This is a genomic window from Luteibacter rhizovicinus DSM 16549 (assembly GCF_001887595.1).
Classification (GTDB): Bacteria; Pseudomonadota; Gammaproteobacteria; order Xanthomonadales; family Rhodanobacteraceae; genus Luteibacter; species Luteibacter rhizovicinus.
This window is the reverse complement of sequence record NZ_CP017480.1, coordinates 3,195,469-3,211,939: the sequence shown is the minus strand read 5'-3', so window position 1 is coordinate 3,211,939 and position 16,471 is coordinate 3,195,469. Positions and strand designations below refer to the sequence as shown.

Genomic DNA, 16,471 nt, shown 5'->3' with positions numbered 1-16,471 from the left:
GCTATGGTAGGAGCCGATTCATCGGCGAAAACCCGGTCGCGAAAACCTTCAGGGTTTCGCTACGCAGGGATCGCCGATAAATCGGCTCCTACCTAGAGCAGGCAGCTCAGGCCGCGGCAGGCGTCGAACGCACCAGATACTGCACGCTGAAACGCTGCTCCCGATCCATCCACACTTTCGCCACGCTGAGCCCGGCCTTGGCCGCCATCTGGGCGAAGTCGTCGAGCGAATACTTGCAGCTGTACTCGACGTGCATGGCCTCGTCCTCGCGGAAGGCGAAGGTGTCGTGGCCGACATGCACATCCTGCCGTTTGGTGCTCACCAGAGCGGTCTCGATGCGTCCTGCCAGCGCGTTGTAGCGCGCACGATGACGGAACGCGCTCACGTCGAAGTCCGTGCCGATCTCGCGATTCAGGCGAACCAGCATGTTCAGCGTAAAGTCGTTCGTCACGCCAGCGGCGTCGTTGTACGCGGCTTCGATCTGCGCTGGATCCTTCTTCAGGTCCACGCCGATGATGATACCGCCGCCGTCACTCATCTCGGTGCGCATCAGGCGAAGAATGCGGATCGCTTCCTTCGACTCGAAATTGCCGATCGTCGAACCCGGAAAATAGATCGCCGTGCGGCGCGGCGAACGCGAGGCGACGGGGAGGCGCAGTGGCTGCGTGAAGTCGGCGCATACCGGCTGCATCGGTACATCGGGAAAGCGCGTAGCCAGCTCGGCCACGCTCTCCATCAGGGCGGACCGGGAGATCTCCACGGGCACATACGCAACCGGGGTGACCAGATGCTCGAGTAGCATGCGCGTCTTGATGCCGCTGCCACTGCCGTACTCCACCAGGCGCACATCAGGGCCCAGCGTATCGGCGATGTCACCCGCATGGTCGCGCATGATCGCGATCTCGGTCCGCGTGAGGTAGTACTCGGGCTGCTCGCAAATGGCCTCGAAAAGCGCCGATCCGCGCTCGTCGTAGAACAGTCGCGACGGCAGCTTTTTCGCCTTCATCGCGAGGCCACGGCGAACGGTATGCAGCGTGTCCTCGACATCCGGATGGCGGTCGTCTACACGGATGTCTTTCGGTTGAGCGCTCATCGATCGTTTCCCAGTCGTATCCCCGAAAACTGCCAACGGGCGTGGGGAGGAAAGAAGTTCCGGTAGGTCGCACGAACGTGGTCCGCAGGGGTAGCGCAGGATCCTCCGCGCAGAATCCACTGCCCGTTCATGAACTTGCCGTTGTATTCGCCGAGGGCCCCGGCCAAAGTCCGGAATCCTGGGTAACTGACATAAGGGCTCATTGTCCATTCCCAAACGTCGCCGTACATCTGACCGAGTGAGGACTCGAACGATGAGGCTCGAGGTTTGAACGCCCCGCTATCCTGAAGGTTCCCGCGCACGGGCAAGGGTGCTGCCATGGTTTCCCATTCCACCTCGGTGGGAAGCCGCGCGCCGGCCCAGCGCGCGAACGCGTCGGCTTCGAAATAGCTGATGTGACAGACAGGCGCATGCGGGTCGATCGCATGACGCCCCTGCAAGGTGAATTCGGTCTCCAGTGCCTCGTCCCAGTACAGGGGGCGTTGCCACTGCTCCGCCTGTACGAGGGCCCAGCCGTCGGCCAGCCACAGCGCGGGCTGGCGATAGCCCCCGTCGGTGACGAAGGCCAGGAACTCCGCGTTGGTCACCGGGCGGTTGGCCAGGGAGCCCGCCTGCCGGTACGTGCGATGCCGCGGACCCTCGTTGTCGAACGCGAACCCGTCACCGCTGTGACCGATCTCGACGATACCTTCGTCGAACGGCACGAAGGCCAGGGCCGGCGCGGCCATGGAAAGCGAGCGCGGCGCATCCGGCGCGAACGCTGGCTCGAGCGGGTTCTGCGCGAAAGCGTGCTTGATGTCGGTGAGCAAGAGCTCCTGGTGTTGCTGCTCGTGCTGGACGCCCAGTTCGATCAGTGCCGGCAAGCTGGCATCGTCACCGCGCGCGATCAGCGCCGCGATCGCTTCGTCGACGCGACATCGATAGTCCCGCACCTCGTCCAGCGCAGGCCGCGTCAGCAGGCCGCGCCTGGGCCGCGCGTGCATCGGGCCGACCGACTGGTAGTACGAGTTGAACAGGAAGTGCCAGTCCGGATTCGGCGACCTATAGCCCGGGTCCCGAGACAGAATGAACTGCTCGAAGAACCACGTCGTATGCGCGAGGTGCCACTTGGTCGGACTGGCGTCCGGCATGGACTGGATGACCGTGTCCTCGGGCCGCAGGCGCGCCGCCAGCTCCGCCGTACGGTGGCGGATGCTGAGGAAGCGTTGGGTAAGATCCGCGCTGGCCGGCGGGCGGGGGTCGATGCCAAGCGGTCGGACGGTCATAGGGCGAGGTTCCTGCACTGCCGACGGACTCGTCAGTCATTACGGAAACCTTGCCAGCGGATACGTTCAACGAACGTGAGCGCACCCGACCGCCGCCTTAACGGCGGGTGCACCGAAGCCGCCTTTTCTCTCGTGTCGGGGCACAAACAGGCTTAACGTGCAGATTCCTACGATGGAGAGTCCGGCCATGAAAGTCCGTCACCTGTTTGTCGCTTCACTGCTCCTTACCGTGGCCGCCCACGCCGCCGAGCAGGCCCCCGTCGCCGGGCCCGCCCCAGCGGTGAAGGCGCTCGAATTCAACGATTGCATGCGGACCGACCGGATCACCGACTGGAAGGTGGTCGACGACCGTACCCTCCTCGTCGCAACCGGACCGGATCACTTCGTGGTCAAGACGAATGTGGACTGTCCGCGCATGGGTCTGGGCGGCGGCGTACGTTTCAAGACCGCCGAGAGCAATAAGGCCATCGGCGGCTTCCGCATCTGCGGCACGCCGACCGAGAAGGTCGATCGCATCAACAACGACCCGCCGTGCAGCATCGAGTCCGTCCAGACCCTCGACAAGGCGACCTACCAGGCGATGTCGAAGAACGCCAAGCTCAGCGGCTCCGGCGCCGGCACCAGCGGCTCCAAGCCGTAAAGCGAAACGCCGGCGTCGCGGCGCAACAGCCGGCCCGGCGGCCCCGATGAGCACCCATGTGGGAGCCGCTTCAGCGGCGATGGCCAGGCCGCCTCAGACCCTATCGCCGGCATAGCCGGCTCCCCATCAAGCAAAAAAAAGCCCGGCTATAAGCCGGGCTCTTCATTCAACGAGTCAACGACGACCTCGCCTGACGACGATCAATACCCGTCGTCACGCACGTAGCGGGTGGTGCTGTAACCGTCGTCCACGTAGGTCGTGGTGGTCACGCGACGGGTCACCACCGGGGCGTCCTGATAGACGACCGTGGCCGGGCGGTAATACGCCGGGCCGTTGTCGTACACGACGGTGCGCGGCTGCGAAGCGTTGGCGACGAGGCCGACCACTGCACCGGCAACGATGGCACCGGCGATCCAGCGACCGGCATTGTCGTAGTGACCGCGACCGTAGTAACCGCCACGGCCGCCGTAGTAACCACCACCGTGGTAACCGTAACCGCCATGGTAGCCACCGCCGTAGCCATACCCACGTGCGAACGCACCAGGTGCGAACGCCATCAGGCCCGCGGCAGCGAGCAGGAGGGCGGATTTAGCGAGCTTAGCTTTCATGACAATTACCTCCGGGTGTTGAGCGCAGATTCGCGCTCGGCCACTGAATCCGGACTGAAGTTTTGTCCACCGCCCGTTCACGTTTTCCACGGGTTCACGTACGGCTTCCGAAGCAGCCAGCAGCCATGGATGTTATGGCGGCGGGCGAAGTCGAACGGGATGCTCGGTGCGCTCCAGTCTTCAATCTGGAAATGGGGTTCGAGGGCCGCCCGATCAAGCTGGAAGCGACGGAAGTTGTTCGAAAAAACGATCACGCCATCCGGCAGCAGGCGCTCGTTGCAGGCCATGAGCAGCTTTACGTGGTCACGCTGCACGTCGAAGTCGTCGGCCTTCTTCGAGTTGGAGAAGGTCGGCGGATCCACGTAAATCAGGCCGTACTGCATGCTGCGCTTTTCCAGGAAGGTCATCGCGTCTTCCTGGACCAGGCGGTGGCGGGCGCCGCTATACCCGTTCAGGTCGAGGTTGCGCGAGGCCCAGTCGAGATAGGTCCCCGAGAGGTCGACCGTGGTGGTGTCGCGCGCGTCGCCGGCCGCCGCGTAAACGCTGGCCGTACCCGTGTAGGCGAACAGGTTGAGGAAATGCTTGCCGGCGGCAAGTTCCCGGATCTTGGCGCGTACCAGGCGGTGGTCGATGAACAGGCCGGTGTCGAGGTAATCGGTCGGGTTGATCAGGAACTTCAGCCCGCCTTCGTGCACCTCGATGAATTCACCCTTCTGGTCGAACTGGCCGTACTTGGAACCGCCCTTGCCCCGCTCGCGCGTCTTCACGGCGATGCGGTCACGCGGAATCTCCAGAACTTCGCTCGCCACCCGGACGATCTCGCGCATGCGGATGCGTGCGACGTCGACCGGCACCTCCAGCGGCGCCTTGTATTCCTGGATGTGCAGCCAGTTCTCGTAGACGTCGATGGCCGCCGCGTATTCGGGGAGGTCCTGGTCGTAGGCGCGCCAGCAGGTGATGCCTTCGCGACCAAGCCGCTTGCGCAGGTGGCGGACATTCTTGTCCAGCCGGTTCTTCAGCATCTGCGCGCCGTCGGACAGCGGCTTGACCTCGCGCGGGGCCTCGTCCCGCGCACGCAGGGCGAAGGTAAGCAGCGGCGTTTCCAGAGCGCCGTTGAACAGGGCGTAGCGCTTGTCCGGACTCAGACGCAGTGCACGGCCGAGCTCGTCGTCGCCGGCCAGCACGGCGGCGCGCCAGCCGGCGAAACGGTCCTTCAGGGCCTGGCCGAGGTCACGGTAGAGCGCAGGCAGTTCGGCGCGGTCGCCCAGACGCTCGCCGTAAGGCGGATTGGTGATGACCAGGCCCAGCGGCGTTTCCGGCGGCGGCTCTACATGGACGGCGTCGCGGCGATCCAGGTGAACGAAGCCGGCCACGCCTGCGCTCTGTGCGTTTCGCTTGGTCGTCTGGATCATGTGTGGATCGGAATCGCTACCGAAAAACACCGGACGCAAGGCCCGCAGGCCTTCGTCGGCACGGGCCTTGGCTTCGTCGTAGATCGACCGCCACAGCGAGTAGTCGTGCTTGGCCCAGCCGAGGAAGCCGTAGTAGTCGCGCTGCAGGCCCGGCGCCACATCGGCGGCCATGAGCGCGCCCTCGATCAGCAGGGTGCCCGAGCCGCACATGGGATCGACCAGCGCGCCGCCTTCGGCGTAGATCCGCGGCCACTGCGCGCGGACCAGCATGGCGGCGGCGAGGTTTTCCTTGAGCGGGGCCTCACCCTGCTCGTGGCGCCAGTTACGGCGATGCAACGGCAGGCCGGACAGATCGATCGACAGCGTGGCGCGATCGCGACGCACGCGCACGTTGACGCGCAGGTCCGGCTCTTCCGGATCCACGTCCGGGCGGGAACCCGTCGCGGCGCGGTACTGGTCGACGATCGCGTCCTTGGTCTTCAGCGCGATGAACTGGCTGTGGGTGAGCTTACTCATCGCCGTGTTGGCATCCACCGCCAGCGTGCCGTGCGGCGCCAGGTGTTCGGACCAGTCGATATCCTGGATGCCCGCATAGAGCTGGTCCGGATCGGCGGCGTCGAATTCGGCCAGCGGCAACAGGATCCGGCTGGCCATGCGCGACCACAGGCAGGCGCGATAAGCCGTCTCGATGGAACCGGTGAAGGCGACGCCGGCGAGTGCCTCGCGGACGTCGCTGGCGCCGATGGCGATCAGCTCGTCCTTCAGCAGGTACTCGAGGCCTTTCGGGCAGGTGGCAAAGAACTTGGTCATGCGAGGTTCCCCAGGAAGCGAAGGAACTCGGCTTCGATGTCGGGCAAGGTGGCGCCTAGGCGATGGTCGTCCTGCACGAGCAGGGCGGGAATGGCATGAGCGCGGGCAAAGGCCAGCGCCTCGTCCAGGGGGCAGACATCGTCGGCGTAGCCATGGACGAGAAAGGAGGGAACGCCGGGACGCAGGGCGAAATCCCGGGGGTAGCCCGGAATCGTCGTCGGCAGGGCCAGCAGGAACAGGCCGGCCACCGGTGCGTCCAGCGAGGCGAGGCCGGAGACGAAGGCGCCCATGCTCGATCCCACCAGGACCGGCGGCGCGGGTGAGTCCGCGATCGCCCGGGCCAGCTGGGCCAGGCGTGGATCGATGCTGCCGGCATAGCCGCGGGCGTCGTCCTCACGGTAATCCGGCCGGACCGTGGTCCAGCCGAGCGATTCGGCCAGGCCCGCCAGGACGCTCACCTTGGTGGCATCGGGGCCCGAATCGGAACCGTGGGAAAGAATGATGTGGCCGCGCATGGCGGTCTCCGGACGCGGAATGACCGGCTATGTTATCAAAGCGCCATGATCGACATTCTCGACACCCCCCTGCCCTATGTCGGCCGCCTGCCTGAACGGGCCGCGGACACCATCGACCTCGTGGTCATCCACTGTACCGAGCTGCCCGACCTGGCCACGGCCAGGGAGTACGGCGAGAAGGTGCTGTACGAGACAGGTGCCGGTAACAGCGGCCACTACTACGTCGACCGCGACGGCACGGTGCTCTGTTACGTGGATCCCCTGCGCGTCGCCCACCACACGCGCGGCTACAACCCGCGCTCCATCGGCATCGAACTGGTCAACACGGGGCGCTACCCGGATTGGTTCCATTCGGCGAAACAGACCATGACCGAGCCCTACCCGGAGGTGCAGATCACCGCCCTGCGCGCCCTGCTCGATCATCTGACCGCACACTTCCCGTCGCTCAGGCACATCGCCGGCCACGAAGACCTGGACACCGCCATGGTCCCCTCCAGCGACGACCCCGGGAACGAAGTGCCACGCAAGCGCGATCCCGGCCCGCAGTTCCCCTGGGTCCGCGCGTATGACGCCGGGCGCCTGGGCCGGCTCGGGGGCTGAGGCCCGCTATACTCCGCGCTCTATCGCGCCCCGTTCAGAAGGCACCCTCATGTCGGAAACTCACGTCGGCGAGCTCGTCGAACTCCTCGAACTCGAACGCCTGGAAGACAACCTCTTCCGCGGCCAGAGTCGGGACATCGGCACACGCTTCGTCTTCGGTGGCCAGGTACTTGGCCAGGCACTGTCGGCCGCGCAGCGTACCGTCGATGCCAAGCGCGAAGCGCACTCGTTGCACGCGTACTTTCTTCGCGCCGGCGACATCAACGCGCCGATCGTCTACAGCGTGGAGCGCACGCGCGACGGCGGTTCGTTCTCGTCGCGCCGCGTGGTCGCGATCCAGCATGGCCAGCCCATCCTCAACGGTTCCATCTCGTTCCAGGAGCCGGAGACCGGCTACGAGCACCAGATGACCATGCCGGAAGTGCCGGCACCGGAAGACATCGAGCCGATGCACGCGATGAACGCGGAGCAGGTCGCCAAGCTGCCGGAAAAAACCCAGCGCTGGCTCGGCATCAACGGTCCGTTCGAGTTTCGCCACGTGTGGCCGCGCGATGAGCTGCGTCCGGCCAAGCGTCCGCCGTACCAGCACATCTGGTTCCGGCTCACCGCGCCGATCGAGGACACGCAGTCGCTGCACCAGGCCCTGCTCGCCTATGCCTCGGACTTCCACCTGATCGGTACGGCCACCCTGCCCCACGGCATTTCCTATCTCACCCGCAACATGCAAATGGCCAGCCTGGATCACGCCCTGTGGTTCCACCGCCCGTTCCGCATCGACGAGTGGTTGCTGTATTCGTTCGATAGCCCGACCTCGCAAGGTGCGCGCGGTCTTGCACGCGGCATGATCTACACACGTGATGGCCGACTCGTCGCCTCCACGGCGCAGGAAGGCCTGATCCGCGTCCGCCCCGACTGATCGCATGAACATCGAGCTACGGCACCTGCGTTACTTCATTGCCGTCGCCGATGAGCTGCATTTCAGCCGTGCCGCCGAGCGGCTGGGCATTTCCCAGCCGCCGCTGAGCCAGCAGATCCGCGATCTCGAAGGGATGCTCGGGGTTCGGTTGTTACGCCGAACCAACCGGCGCGTCGAGTTGACCGATGCGGGGCGCGTCTATCTCGACGACGCCCGGGAGATCCTCGCCCGGGTGGATGAAGCCGGCGACCTCGCCCGTCGCGCCGAACGCGGCGAGATCGGCGAATTACATGTCGGGTTCACGCAAAGCACGCCTTTGATCGCCCGCTTTCCACGCGCCGTGCGTGCGTTTCGCGAGGCTTTTCCGGCCGTGCGCCTGGTGCTGAAGGAACACAACACGCTGCAGCAGATCGAGAGATTGCTCGATGGCAGCCAGCAAGTCGGACTGATTCGCGGCACCGACCTGCCGCCGGCGCTGGTCGCGCGCAAGCTGGTGGACGATCCGCTCGTGGCCGTGTTGCGCGCCGACCATCCGCTGGCAAAGGGACGTCGTCCGCGCGTGCGCGTCGAACAACTCGCCGCGGAGCCGTTCGTCGTCTTCAGCCGGAACGCAGGGACGGGTGTCGCCGCGCAAGTCCAGGCCATGTGCCGTCATGCCGGTTTCGCACCACGCATCGCCCAGGAAGCCGGCGAGTCCGCCACCATGGTGGGCCTCGTCGCGGCCGGACTCGGCGTGGCCGTGCTGCCGCAATCGATGAGTCAGGTGCATGTCGAAGGGGTGGCCTACGTACCCATCGATTCGCCCGATGCCGCCAGTGCCCTCTACCTCGTGCACCGCCGCAGCGATACGTCGCCGCTGGTAAAAACCTTCACGCAGCTGATGCTGAAGGCCTGAGGCGGCGCAGCTTCACGGCGATCGCCAGGCCGGCGAGGACCAGGACGGCGACATACGCCACGACGCCGTTCCAACCGGCGTGTGTCCAGGCGAGTCCACCCAGCGAGCCCGCGATGCTCGAGCCCATGTAGTACGAGAACAGGTAGAACGACGACGCATGCGCACGCGCGAACGTCGCCCGCTTGCCGACCCAGCCACTGGCGATGGAATGACCGCCGAAGAAACCGAAGGTCATCATCGCGATGCCCGCGACGATCGCCCACAGCGACGCGCTCGCCGTGAGCACCACGCCGGCAAGCATGATGACGAAGGTGGTCCACAGCACGCGGTGACGACCGAGCTTGTCGGCGACCTTGCCCATCCACGCCGAGCTCGCCACGCCGACCACGTAGACCATGAACACCGCACCGACGTGCGATTGCGACAATGAGAACGGTGGCGCAAGGAGGCGATAGGCCACGTAGTTGTAGATCGTGACGAAGGCGCCCATCAGCAGGAAGCCTTCGGCAAACAGCCAGGGCAGCCCCTTGTCGCGCCATAGCGACGCGAACGAGGCAAGCAGCTCGCGCGGATGCGCACGACGTTTTTCGAAATGCACCGAGGCAGGCAAGCCACGTGCGACGAGCACCGCGGCAAGCAGACCCAAGGCACCGATGATCGCGATGGCGACACGCCACGATGCGTGATCCGCGGCGAAGCCGGAGATCAATCGCCCACCCATACCGCCGATCGCGTTGCCGCCGATGTAGAGGCCCATGGCGAAGCCCAGCGAGTCACCGTGGATCTCTTCGCTCACGTAGGTCATCGCGACGGCCGGCAAGCCGGCCAGCGTTATGCCGAGCAGTGCCCGCAGGACGAGGAAGGTGCCCCAGTTCGGCGCCATCGCACTGAGCAGGACGAGCAGCGACGAGCCAAGCAGCGAGGTGAGCATGACCGGCTTGCGGCCGAACACATCCGAGATGGCACCGGCGAACAGCATCGACACGGCCAGAACGCCCGTCGTCAGCGAGAGCGACAGGCTGCTCGATGCCGCGTCCAGGGAAAAGGCGCGTGAGAACGCCGGCAACAGGGGCTGCACGCAATACAGCAGACCGAAGGTCGCGAAGCCCGACGAGAACAGGGCGAGATTGGTACGCCGGAAGGCGGGCGTGCCATGACGAATGCGCCGATCCACGACAACCGCCGGCGCGGCGGACGACGAGCCGTCCACGGGAACCTCCAGGGATTGAGCCATGCGACAAGGCTAGTCCCTGAATTGAGTCGGATCGATAGAGCGGAAACTCCGCTTCCATACCCAAAACGAATCAATCGACTTTCTAGATCAGCTTCCTGTGGGAGCCGATTCATCGGCGAAAGGAACTCGCCTCAGCCTCACGACTACCGCGCCACCGTGCCCGCCCCACCGCCATCCCACTGAATCGCCGACGCCAACTCGTCATCCGTCAACGCCAGGCTCCCCCCATCCGCCTCGGCCTTCACCGCCACAACATGTCCGTCATGGCGCGACAACTCGCGATTACCCGTCGTCATCAGCGCGTTCGCGCGAACAGAGTCGGCGGCCATGAGGACCAGCAAGGTCGTCGCCCCGGCGACGAAGCGCACGCCACTCGTCGCTCCGGACTTCGCCAACGCCTTCGAATCCAGCGGCACGGCCTTCACCTTGCCCGCCCAGCGCGGCGGTGCGACGAACGTGTAGCCAGCGGCTTCGTCCCTCCACGCAAAGCGCTTCATCGGTTCTGGTACGGGTGCGGCATGGCCTTGGACACCCGGCGGCGTCTGTCCCGATGCCATGAGCGGGAGGCCAAGCAGCAATGCGAGCGTGAGCGATTTCATGACGGGGTCTCCTGGAGTCGCCTTGCAGCCTACGCCCTGCGTGTGGCGGCAGCGTCAAGCGCCACGATCGGCCACGGCGTCCTGGGCATCCGAGACAGCTTCCCGTCCGCTGACCCACGCGAACAAGGCGATCCCGACCATGATGGCGACGGCGCCCAACGCGGCAACCGGCCCGGGTAACGCTTCGTGCAGGAAGATCACGCCCACGACGGTGGCAAACAGCAGCTCGGCGGCCTGCATCGCTTCCACACCGGCCAAGGCTGTGGGCTGCCGCCCGACCATCTCCGTGGCATGGAAGAACAGCACGGTGGCAATCACGCCGGACGACAAGGCCACACCGCCTGCCAGCAGCGCCTCGCGCAGTGACGGCGGCCCCACGGTGAACCACGTCACCACAGCGAGCAGAAGCCACAACGGCCAACTCGCCAGCGTCATCCCGAACACACGCTGCACCGGCCCGAGCTTCGTCCCCGTCCGTTCGAGATGTAGAAGGATCATCCGGTTGCCCAGCGGATAGGCGAAGGCAGAAAACACCACCGCGCCGACGGCCAGCCACGCCGATGCATCAAGTGCCCCGTGCGAATGCCCGAACTGCAGCAGCATCACTCCACCGACGATCAACACACCGATGGACAAGGCAGCGACGTGCCAGCGCGCCCTTTCGTCCCGATAAATGAAAGGCGCCAGCAACGGCCCCGCCAGCACCGTGGTCTGAAAACTACCGGCGACCAGCCACGACGGCCCGCTACTCGCCGCCCAGGTCAGCGGCACGCCAAACAGCACGAAGCCCACGCTGCTCCACGTCAGCCACTGGCGCGTATGTCGGCGCAGCTCGTAAGGCAAGGCACCGAAGCCACCCTGGAACGGCAGCACGAGCGCGAGGAGCGGCAAGGTAATCAGGTAACGAAGGATCACCGCCCACTGCCAATGCCCCCCGCCACTGACGACGGCACGATTGAGGACATAGGTGAAGGTGAAGAACAGCGCCGAGATCAGCGCGATCGCCACCGCCTTGAGGGCATGGGAACGCATGGACAACCTTGCATGGAGCGAAGACCGAGTGTGCCAGCGTCGCGCGGAGACGTCATTCGGATTCGTTCAGTTCCAGGAAGAGTTCCTGCAGTTCGCCACCGATCGGCTGCCCGCCGACCGAGAGCGTCACGTCGGCTTCGATACCCGACACCGGGCAGCAACCGTCGAAGATCCCCAGCATGTTCGCCGTCGTGTCGATCATGATGTTGCGGATCACTTCGATGAGTGTTTCCTTGCCTTCCTCGTCCAGCGAATTGAACATCGTCAGGGCACGGATCCACAGGGGATCCACGGCGCATTCCACCGGTGTGGTGCGAAACATTTCGTCGTAGACCGCGAGATTGTCGCGGACCACGGCGTTCTGGATGGCCAGGACGAAGCGATCGGGGGACATGGGTGCCACCTGCAAAGGGGACGGGTTAAGTGATGCACCCTATGTGTGGGAGGAAAGCGCCCGGGTCAATGGGGCGGGTCGGCGATCTTTGTGGCCTGGGTCGCCACGAGCTGCCAGCGACCGTCCCGCCGGAAAAAGACATCGGTGAAACGCAGGTTCATTTCCCCCGAGTGACCCTTGTAAGTCCCGCCGAGATGATCGGTCCCGGTAACGACGGCCGTGTCGCCCATCAACTGGATGCGCAGCGGGCCATGGTCGATGAACGACGGCTTGATCTGCCCGCTGGCGAACAGCGCGATATCCTCGTCGCGGGGAAGTGCTGAACCGTTCATGCCCTGGATGACCAGGTCCTTCGCGTAGAAATGCTCGAGAAAAACGGTATCGCCCTTGATCCGGGCCGTGCGCCAGTCGTCCTCCAGGCGCGTGATCTCCGCCTCTGTCGATGCGGACGTAGCCGCTGCGGCCGGGCGTAAAACCACCGCCACGAACAACAGGCCAGCGAGCCCCAGCAAGCGCGTTGCATCACGCATAGTTCCACTCCCCGTAAACCCCTTGGACGCCGAATATAAGACTGACGCAGGAGCTGCTCAACACCGACCGATGGTCTATGCCGCGACTCACGGCGGGACCGGATCAGTCACTTCCCTGCTCGCCCGTCGCGGGCAGCGGGACGCGGGCACGTAACCTGGCCAGATGGCGTCGTAGAAGTAGCGTTCGAGCGCCGAGGGCGGGTCGTAGGGCCGGCTCTCGACAGGAATCAGCTTACGCAGCCGTGCCTCGTTATGCTCCGCCCAACGCATGACCATGCGTTGCATCAGGGAAACGCCCTTCACCGTGGCGCCCTGCCCGCGCCGCGGCCCGTAGCGCCAACGGACTACCCAGACCCCATCTTGGGGACTGACGCGGGCGAACGCCCGCGACGTCCCTTCCAGGATCGCGTATTGCCGTTCCCCCATCTGGACCCAGTGAACCATCGCCATGGGCCGAGGTTAGGCGGGCGGCGTCTCAGATATGTGGACGGTGCGGCGGGTCTACCCGAGGTTTATCGGGCAAGTGCTTGAGCCCGCCGGATTCGCCCCAGCTCAGGGATCGGCGTATTCGACGTAGTGATCGGATTCGCCAGACCGTGTAAAGCACTGGTGCCCTGCCGCATGTACCCAGGCATTCGCGGCACGCGGTGTCCGACCCTCGTCCTCGGAGGCGGCATCGAACGTGGCACACAACCTGAAGGCGTTCTTTCCGATCACTTCGTAACGGTAGGGCACGCCAGTCACGGGATCCCTCGACGCATTGCCACCCATGTCCAGCGACGCAAGCGACGAAGGGAGAGTCTTCTTACGGTCGAGCTCGATACCGATCAAGGTCGAAAGCGTGCGCAGGTTCGACACTCGCTGATCATCCAGGCGGACGGCCCGCTGGTGCTCCGGCGAGCCAAGCAAGGATAGGCCTGCCACGACGGCCGCCAGCATAGCCACGCCACCGGCTATCGCAAGCCATTTGCCCGGTGCTGGCCCGCTCATGCGTCACGCTCGTCGCGACGAAGGTCCCATAGGTAGTAGCCGAACACCGCTACCGAAATTTTCGCGGCGACGCCCACCTTCAGTGCAAAACGCACACTCAACTCGCCGCCGAGCGCGTGGTCGACGAGGGTGATTACATCGCATAGCAGAACGACCGCGGCGACGAAGAGCGTGAGGTAGGTGAGCCAGCGCCGCACACCGGAGAGGCGCTTCTCCGGATGCCGGGTCAACTCGGCACCGATCTTCAAGGACATGCCGATAAAGATCGGAAAGGCGACGATGATCGAGGCAATCGACCAGCGCATGCTGTCCGCACTACTCGTCGTGAAGCTCGCCGGATCCGGGAAGGCGCGGTTGATCAGATTGAACAGCAGGCTACCCAGGTGATACGCGCTGAGATAGAGGGTGGTGAACAGAACAAGGTAGAGAAACGCCTCCCGCGCCGACAAGTACGGTCGCGGCCGGGGAACCGGCAGCGTAAAGGGCACATCAGCGAAGCCCGATAATGCGCTGCGCACCTGTTCCACTGTCCAACCCGCGGAGGTCAGAGCCACTTTCACCTCCTCCTTGCTGCTTCCTCTTTCCAGGGCCTTGCGTACGAATCGTTCGAGATCCTGCGTGCCACTCGCCATCGTCGTCCATCCTTTGGAGTCGCCATCGTGGGAGCCATCATACGGATCAGCGGACCGACCGTGTGGCATCACCATGGCTTTCTCGGGGCTCAATGACTGGGCGGAAACCACACCTTCACGATCTGGCCGTCGCGGACCTCGTAGATCGCGGCCATGTCCGGCAGGACCTTGCCGGAGGGAAGACCGACGACGTGCTCCCTGTCGATCACCGTGGGTCCGGTGACGGTTCGCTGGACGATTTGCACGCCCATTTCCCTGGGCATGGTTTTCAGGAAGGCGAAGGCCGTGAGGATACCTGCCCGCCCCTGGATCGCCGGCCGGGAAGCGTCGAGGTAGATCATCTCTACGTTTTCGGCATAACAGGTGGCGAAGGCGTCGACGTTGTGCGCGTTGTAATAGGCGAACTGGGCATCGACAACGGCCGCAGGCGTGGGTTCGACGCCCGGGGACAGGCAGGCGGCTCGCGACGACATGGCGGTGAAGACGAGTGCAGCGCCGAGAAACGGAGCACGTCCGCTCACTTCGCCGGATCCAGTATCACGGAATAAAGCATGGCGTTGATCTTCCAGCCCTCGTCGGTGCGAACGACCTGCCAGGTTTCGTTGCCGTGGTTGGTCGGCTTGCGGTCGAGAAGAAACACGTAATCGAAATACACCGAGCCGACGATGCCGTCCGTATCGATGCGTACGTTGTCGAAGGTCTCTTCGATGGCGTGGGTCGTGCTTCCGACGAAGCTCGTGAAACCCTTGTACGCCTCCGGCTCGGCCCTGACGCGTTTGGCATCAGGTTTCTTCGCACGGGTCCGCTCTAACGAGGCGGAGTCCATCGCTGAGAACCAGCTGCTGTTCCCGGCGACGAAAAGCGTGCCGAGCTTCGTGCCGTCCTTTGCAATGATGGCGGCCTTGAAGGCGTCGACGAGCTGGCTGATCTCGGCTTTGGCGGTTGTCGATGCCGGTGCCGGGGTTGCCGCGTGAGCAAACGACGTAGCAAGCAGCGTGGCGGCGAACAGGGCGACGTTACGAGGAAGCATTCCATGGTGTCCTGGACGGGAAGAGACATCAGGCTAAAAGCAGCGCGATGTACCTTCCACACCCGTGCGACAGGACGGTTTCCCGACGCGTCGAACCGTTGTGTTCCAGGCACTAAGGCGTCTCGAGATACCATTCAACGAGCCGGTCGAGATCCTTCTCGTCTACCGGCCGATCCGCTCGCGAGCGACCGATAGCCCTGTCCAGGTTCGAGCGTACGAATTGCCAATCGGTGTTGGCAAACGGCAGCCTCCCTTCCATCCCGGCCGCCATCGTCTGTTCCAACTCCGTCTCCGGTGCGGAATAACGAACCTCGACACCACAAAGGCGACCGATCTGCGCCACGGCATCGCCGATTGACAGGCCACGTCCCCCGGAGCAGTTGAATATCTCCAGACCAGGCGTTTTCTCGCGTCGATTCGTCAGCAACATGGCCTGATGGACCAGGCGGTCGACAGGTATGAAGTCCGGCCGGCTCGTAGCCACAAGGGGCAAGTTGAACGAGGCCTGCTTGCTCGCGGTGATCACTTTCATCGCCTCGACGAACATGTACATGCCGAAGCCATTCCTCACCGTCCATCCGGTTGCAAGATGACCCACGACGATGGTCGGCCGAAAGAGCGTCACGGGCAGACGCGATCCAGAGGACAGCAGCGCCAGCGAGTGTTCGGCGCATCGTTTGCTCACCTGGTACGGATTGATGCAATGGCCACCGAAGTGCAAGGTTTCGTCGACGTCGCCACCGTCCATGCCAACGACATAGGCCGTCGACATGTAGTGGAACCGACGGCATCGCGGCGCGTAAGCAGAGACGTGTCGATACAGGTCGGTGGTCATGCCGACGTTCGTGGCGAAGGTCCGTGCGAGGTTTTTCGTCGCCATACTCATCTCTGCAGCGACATGCCAGACATGGGCGACCTCGGCGAGGCGCGCGACCGTCAGTGGCGCCACGTATCCGTCGTCATCGGCTTGAAGGACATGCAGGTTCCGACGTAACGCGATTGCCGGCAGGCAGATACCAAAGCCGTTCGCCGCGGCGAGCACGGCGGTACGCGTCCGTTCGCCATCGGCATCGTTTCGCACCAGCGCGATGACGTTGGTGGATTCCGCCAGAAAATTGGCCGCCAGGGCGCTTCCAACGAAACCCGTCGCGCCTGTCAGGAGGATCGTCTCCATGTTCATCCTTGATTTCACGGCATTCCCATCCTGGAACGCGAGTGCGACCGAGCCTAGTCACCCGTCCGCACTGTCGTCAACCATACCGAAGTGGTTGGCACA

Annotated in this window: 20 protein-coding genes; 4 read left to right on the top strand and 16 right to left on the bottom strand. The window is 64.4% G+C overall.

From position 1 onward, the window contains the following. Positions 1-106: 106 nt before the first annotated feature. Together egtD and egtB are read right to left on the bottom strand one after the other, a co-directional pair. A complete protein-coding gene (gene egtD, locus BJI69_RS14780; RefSeq protein WP_052767337.1) occupies positions 107-1,093 on the bottom strand; it encodes an L-histidine N(alpha)-methyltransferase in 987 nt (328 codons plus the stop codon). Then, complete coding sequence (gene egtB / locus BJI69_RS14775; protein ID WP_046969149.1) at positions 1,090-2,358, bottom strand: ergothioneine biosynthesis protein EgtB; 1,269 nt, start codon at positions 2,356-2,358, stop codon at positions 1,090-1,092. The genes egtD and egtB overlap by 4 nt, the downstream gene beginning before the upstream one ends. Before the next feature lie 187 nt (positions 2,359-2,545). Between egtB and BJI69_RS14770 the strand changes: the two genes are divergently transcribed. Continuing rightward, the gene (locus tag BJI69_RS14770; RefSeq protein WP_052767336.1) at positions 2,546-2,998 is read left to right on the top strand and encodes a DUF6491 family protein; all 453 of its coding nucleotides are present in this window, start codon (positions 2,546-2,548) and stop codon (positions 2,996-2,998) included. Positions 2,999-3,198: 200 nt separating this feature from the next. On the opposite strand, the gene BJI69_RS14765 is transcribed toward BJI69_RS14770, so the two are convergent. The 3 genes from BJI69_RS14765 to BJI69_RS14755 all read right to left on the bottom strand — a co-directional run bounded on the left by BJI69_RS14765 (position 3,199) and on the right by BJI69_RS14755 (position 6,343). Further along, the gene (locus BJI69_RS14765) at positions 3,199-3,606 is read right to left on the bottom strand and encodes a hypothetical protein (RefSeq protein WP_052767335.1); all 408 of its coding nucleotides are present in this window, start codon (positions 3,604-3,606) and stop codon (positions 3,199-3,201) included. 77 nt (positions 3,607-3,683) lie between these two features. Beyond that, the gene (gene rlmKL, locus BJI69_RS14760) at positions 3,684-5,828 is read right to left on the bottom strand and encodes a bifunctional 23S rRNA (guanine(2069)-N(7))-methyltransferase RlmK/23S rRNA (guanine(2445)-N(2))-methyltransferase RlmL (RefSeq protein WP_046969148.1); all 2,145 of its coding nucleotides are present in this window, start codon (positions 5,826-5,828) and stop codon (positions 3,684-3,686) included. Continuing rightward, positions 5,825-6,343 (bottom strand): alpha/beta fold hydrolase, encoded by a 519-nt coding sequence (locus BJI69_RS14755; RefSeq protein ID WP_046969147.1) that lies wholly within the window; start codon positions 6,341-6,343, stop codon positions 5,825-5,827. The genes rlmKL and BJI69_RS14755 overlap by 4 nt, the downstream gene beginning before the upstream one ends. A 45-nt stretch (positions 6,344-6,388) precedes the next feature. Between BJI69_RS14755 and BJI69_RS14750 the strand changes: the two genes are divergently transcribed. The 3 genes from BJI69_RS14750 to BJI69_RS14740 are packed head-to-tail and all read left to right on the top strand — an operon-like array spanning position 6,389 to position 8,754. Then, positions 6,389-6,943, top strand: a complete 555-nt coding sequence (locus tag BJI69_RS14750) for an N-acetylmuramoyl-L-alanine amidase (protein WP_046969146.1) — start codon at positions 6,389-6,391, stop codon at positions 6,941-6,943. A 49-nt stretch (positions 6,944-6,992) separates the two neighbouring features. After that, positions 6,993-7,859 (top strand): acyl-CoA thioesterase II, encoded by an 867-nt coding sequence (tesB, locus tag BJI69_RS14745; RefSeq protein WP_046969145.1) that lies wholly within the window; start codon positions 6,993-6,995, stop codon positions 7,857-7,859. A 4-nt stretch (positions 7,860-7,863) separates the two neighbouring features. Then, complete coding sequence (locus BJI69_RS14740; protein ID WP_211258536.1) at positions 7,864-8,754, top strand: LysR family transcriptional regulator; 891 nt, start codon at positions 7,864-7,866, stop codon at positions 8,752-8,754. Here the strand turns inward: BJI69_RS14740 and BJI69_RS14735 are convergent. The 11 genes from BJI69_RS14735 to BJI69_RS14685 all read right to left on the bottom strand — a co-directional run bounded on the left by BJI69_RS14735 (position 8,729) and on the right by BJI69_RS14685 (position 16,369). After that, entirely contained in the window at positions 8,729-9,988 is a 1,260-nt protein-coding gene (locus tag BJI69_RS14735) for an MFS transporter (protein ID WP_078023208.1), read from the bottom strand. The genes BJI69_RS14740 and BJI69_RS14735 overlap by 26 nt on opposite strands. Positions 9,989-10,131: 143 nt before the next feature. Next, positions 10,132-10,587, bottom strand: a complete 456-nt coding sequence (locus BJI69_RS14730) for a hypothetical protein (protein ID WP_046969143.1) — start codon at positions 10,585-10,587, stop codon at positions 10,132-10,134. A 54-nt stretch (positions 10,588-10,641) separates the two neighbouring features. Next, a complete protein-coding gene (locus BJI69_RS14725) occupies positions 10,642-11,619 on the bottom strand; it encodes a multidrug resistance efflux transporter family protein (protein ID WP_046969142.1) in 978 nt (325 codons plus the stop codon). Positions 11,620-11,671: 52 nt separating this feature from the next. Next, on the bottom strand, positions 11,672-12,013 hold the full coding sequence (locus BJI69_RS14720; RefSeq protein WP_046969141.1) for a hypothetical protein: 342 nt from the start codon (positions 12,011-12,013) through the stop codon (positions 11,672-11,674). 65 nt (positions 12,014-12,078) lie between these two features. Continuing rightward, positions 12,079-12,543, bottom strand: coding sequence for a nuclear transport factor 2 family protein (locus BJI69_RS14715; RefSeq protein WP_052767334.1), 465 nt, complete (start codon positions 12,541-12,543; stop codon positions 12,079-12,081). A gap of 87 nt (positions 12,544-12,630) precedes the next feature. Beyond that, positions 12,631-12,987: a hypothetical protein gene (locus BJI69_RS14710; protein WP_125903068.1), complete on the bottom strand. Its 357-nt coding sequence runs from the start codon at positions 12,985-12,987 to the stop codon at positions 12,631-12,633. Between the two features lie 108 nt (positions 12,988-13,095). After that, positions 13,096-13,533 carry a hypothetical protein gene (locus BJI69_RS14705; RefSeq protein WP_053057100.1) on the bottom strand — a complete coding sequence of 146 codons (438 nt, stop codon included), beginning with the start codon at positions 13,531-13,533 and terminating at the stop codon, positions 13,096-13,098. Then, positions 13,530-14,276, bottom strand: a complete 747-nt coding sequence (locus BJI69_RS14700) for a DUF5671 domain-containing protein (RefSeq protein WP_211258535.1) — start codon at positions 14,274-14,276, stop codon at positions 13,530-13,532. Before BJI69_RS14700 ends, BJI69_RS14705 begins: the two co-directional genes overlap by 4 nt. Continuing rightward, on the bottom strand, positions 14,255-14,686 hold the full coding sequence (locus BJI69_RS14695) for a nuclear transport factor 2 family protein (RefSeq protein ID WP_052767332.1): 432 nt from the start codon (positions 14,684-14,686) through the stop codon (positions 14,255-14,257). Before BJI69_RS14695 ends, BJI69_RS14700 begins: the two co-directional genes overlap by 22 nt. Further along, positions 14,683-15,195 carry a hypothetical protein gene (locus BJI69_RS14690; protein ID WP_052767331.1) on the bottom strand — a complete coding sequence of 171 codons (513 nt, stop codon included), beginning with the start codon at positions 15,193-15,195 and terminating at the stop codon, positions 14,683-14,685. The genes BJI69_RS14695 and BJI69_RS14690 overlap by 4 nt, the downstream gene beginning before the upstream one ends. A 112-nt stretch (positions 15,196-15,307) precedes the next feature. Continuing rightward, complete coding sequence (locus BJI69_RS14685; RefSeq protein WP_162201003.1) at positions 15,308-16,369, bottom strand: SDR family oxidoreductase; 1,062 nt, start codon at positions 16,367-16,369, stop codon at positions 15,308-15,310. Between the last annotated feature and the right edge of the window lie 102 nt (positions 16,370-16,471).

Excerpts from the sequence above, each read along its gene's own strand:
- egtD (WP_052767337.1), bottom strand. The coding sequence starts at position 1,093 with ATGAGCGCTCAACCGAAAGACATCCGTGTAGACGACCGCCATCCGGAT.
- egtB (WP_046969149.1), bottom strand. The coding sequence starts at position 2,358 with ATGACCGTCCGACCGCTTGGCATCGACCCCCGCCCGCCGGCCAGCGCG.
- BJI69_RS14770 (WP_052767336.1), top strand. The coding sequence starts at position 2,546 with ATGAAAGTCCGTCACCTGTTTGTCGCTTCACTGCTCCTTACCGTGGCC.
- BJI69_RS14765 (WP_052767335.1), bottom strand. The coding sequence starts at position 3,606 with ATGAAAGCTAAGCTCGCTAAATCCGCCCTCCTGCTCGCTGCCGCGGGC.
- rlmKL (WP_046969148.1), bottom strand. The coding sequence starts at position 5,828 with ATGACCAAGTTCTTTGCCACCTGCCCGAAAGGCCTCGAGTACCTGCTG.
- BJI69_RS14755 (WP_046969147.1), bottom strand. The coding sequence starts at position 6,343 with ATGCGCGGCCACATCATTCTTTCCCACGGTTCCGATTCGGGCCCCGAT.
- BJI69_RS14750 (WP_046969146.1), top strand. The coding sequence starts at position 6,389 with ATGATCGACATTCTCGACACCCCCCTGCCCTATGTCGGCCGCCTGCCT.
- tesB (WP_046969145.1), top strand. The coding sequence starts at position 6,993 with ATGTCGGAAACTCACGTCGGCGAGCTCGTCGAACTCCTCGAACTCGAA.
- BJI69_RS14740 (WP_211258536.1), top strand. The coding sequence starts at position 7,864 with ATGAACATCGAGCTACGGCACCTGCGTTACTTCATTGCCGTCGCCGAT.
- BJI69_RS14735 (WP_078023208.1), bottom strand. The coding sequence starts at position 9,988 with ATGGCTCAATCCCTGGAGGTTCCCGTGGACGGCTCGTCGTCCGCCGCG.
- BJI69_RS14730 (WP_046969143.1), bottom strand. The coding sequence starts at position 10,587 with ATGAAATCGCTCACGCTCGCATTGCTGCTTGGCCTCCCGCTCATGGCA.
- BJI69_RS14725 (WP_046969142.1), bottom strand. The coding sequence starts at position 11,619 with ATGCGTTCCCATGCCCTCAAGGCGGTGGCGATCGCGCTGATCTCGGCG.
- BJI69_RS14720 (WP_046969141.1), bottom strand. The coding sequence starts at position 12,013 with ATGTCCCCCGATCGCTTCGTCCTGGCCATCCAGAACGCCGTGGTCCGC.
- BJI69_RS14715 (WP_052767334.1), bottom strand. The coding sequence starts at position 12,543 with ATGCGTGATGCAACGCGCTTGCTGGGGCTCGCTGGCCTGTTGTTCGTG.
- BJI69_RS14710 (WP_125903068.1), bottom strand. The coding sequence starts at position 12,987 with ATGGTTCACTGGGTCCAGATGGGGGAACGGCAATACGCGATCCTGGAA.
- BJI69_RS14705 (WP_053057100.1), bottom strand. The coding sequence starts at position 13,533 with ATGAGCGGGCCAGCACCGGGCAAATGGCTTGCGATAGCCGGTGGCGTG.
- BJI69_RS14690 (WP_052767331.1), bottom strand. The coding sequence starts at position 15,195 with ATGCTTCCTCGTAACGTCGCCCTGTTCGCCGCCACGCTGCTTGCTACG.
- BJI69_RS14685 (WP_162201003.1), bottom strand. The coding sequence starts at position 16,369 with ATGGAGACGATCCTCCTGACAGGCGCGACGGGTTTCGTTGGAAGCGCC.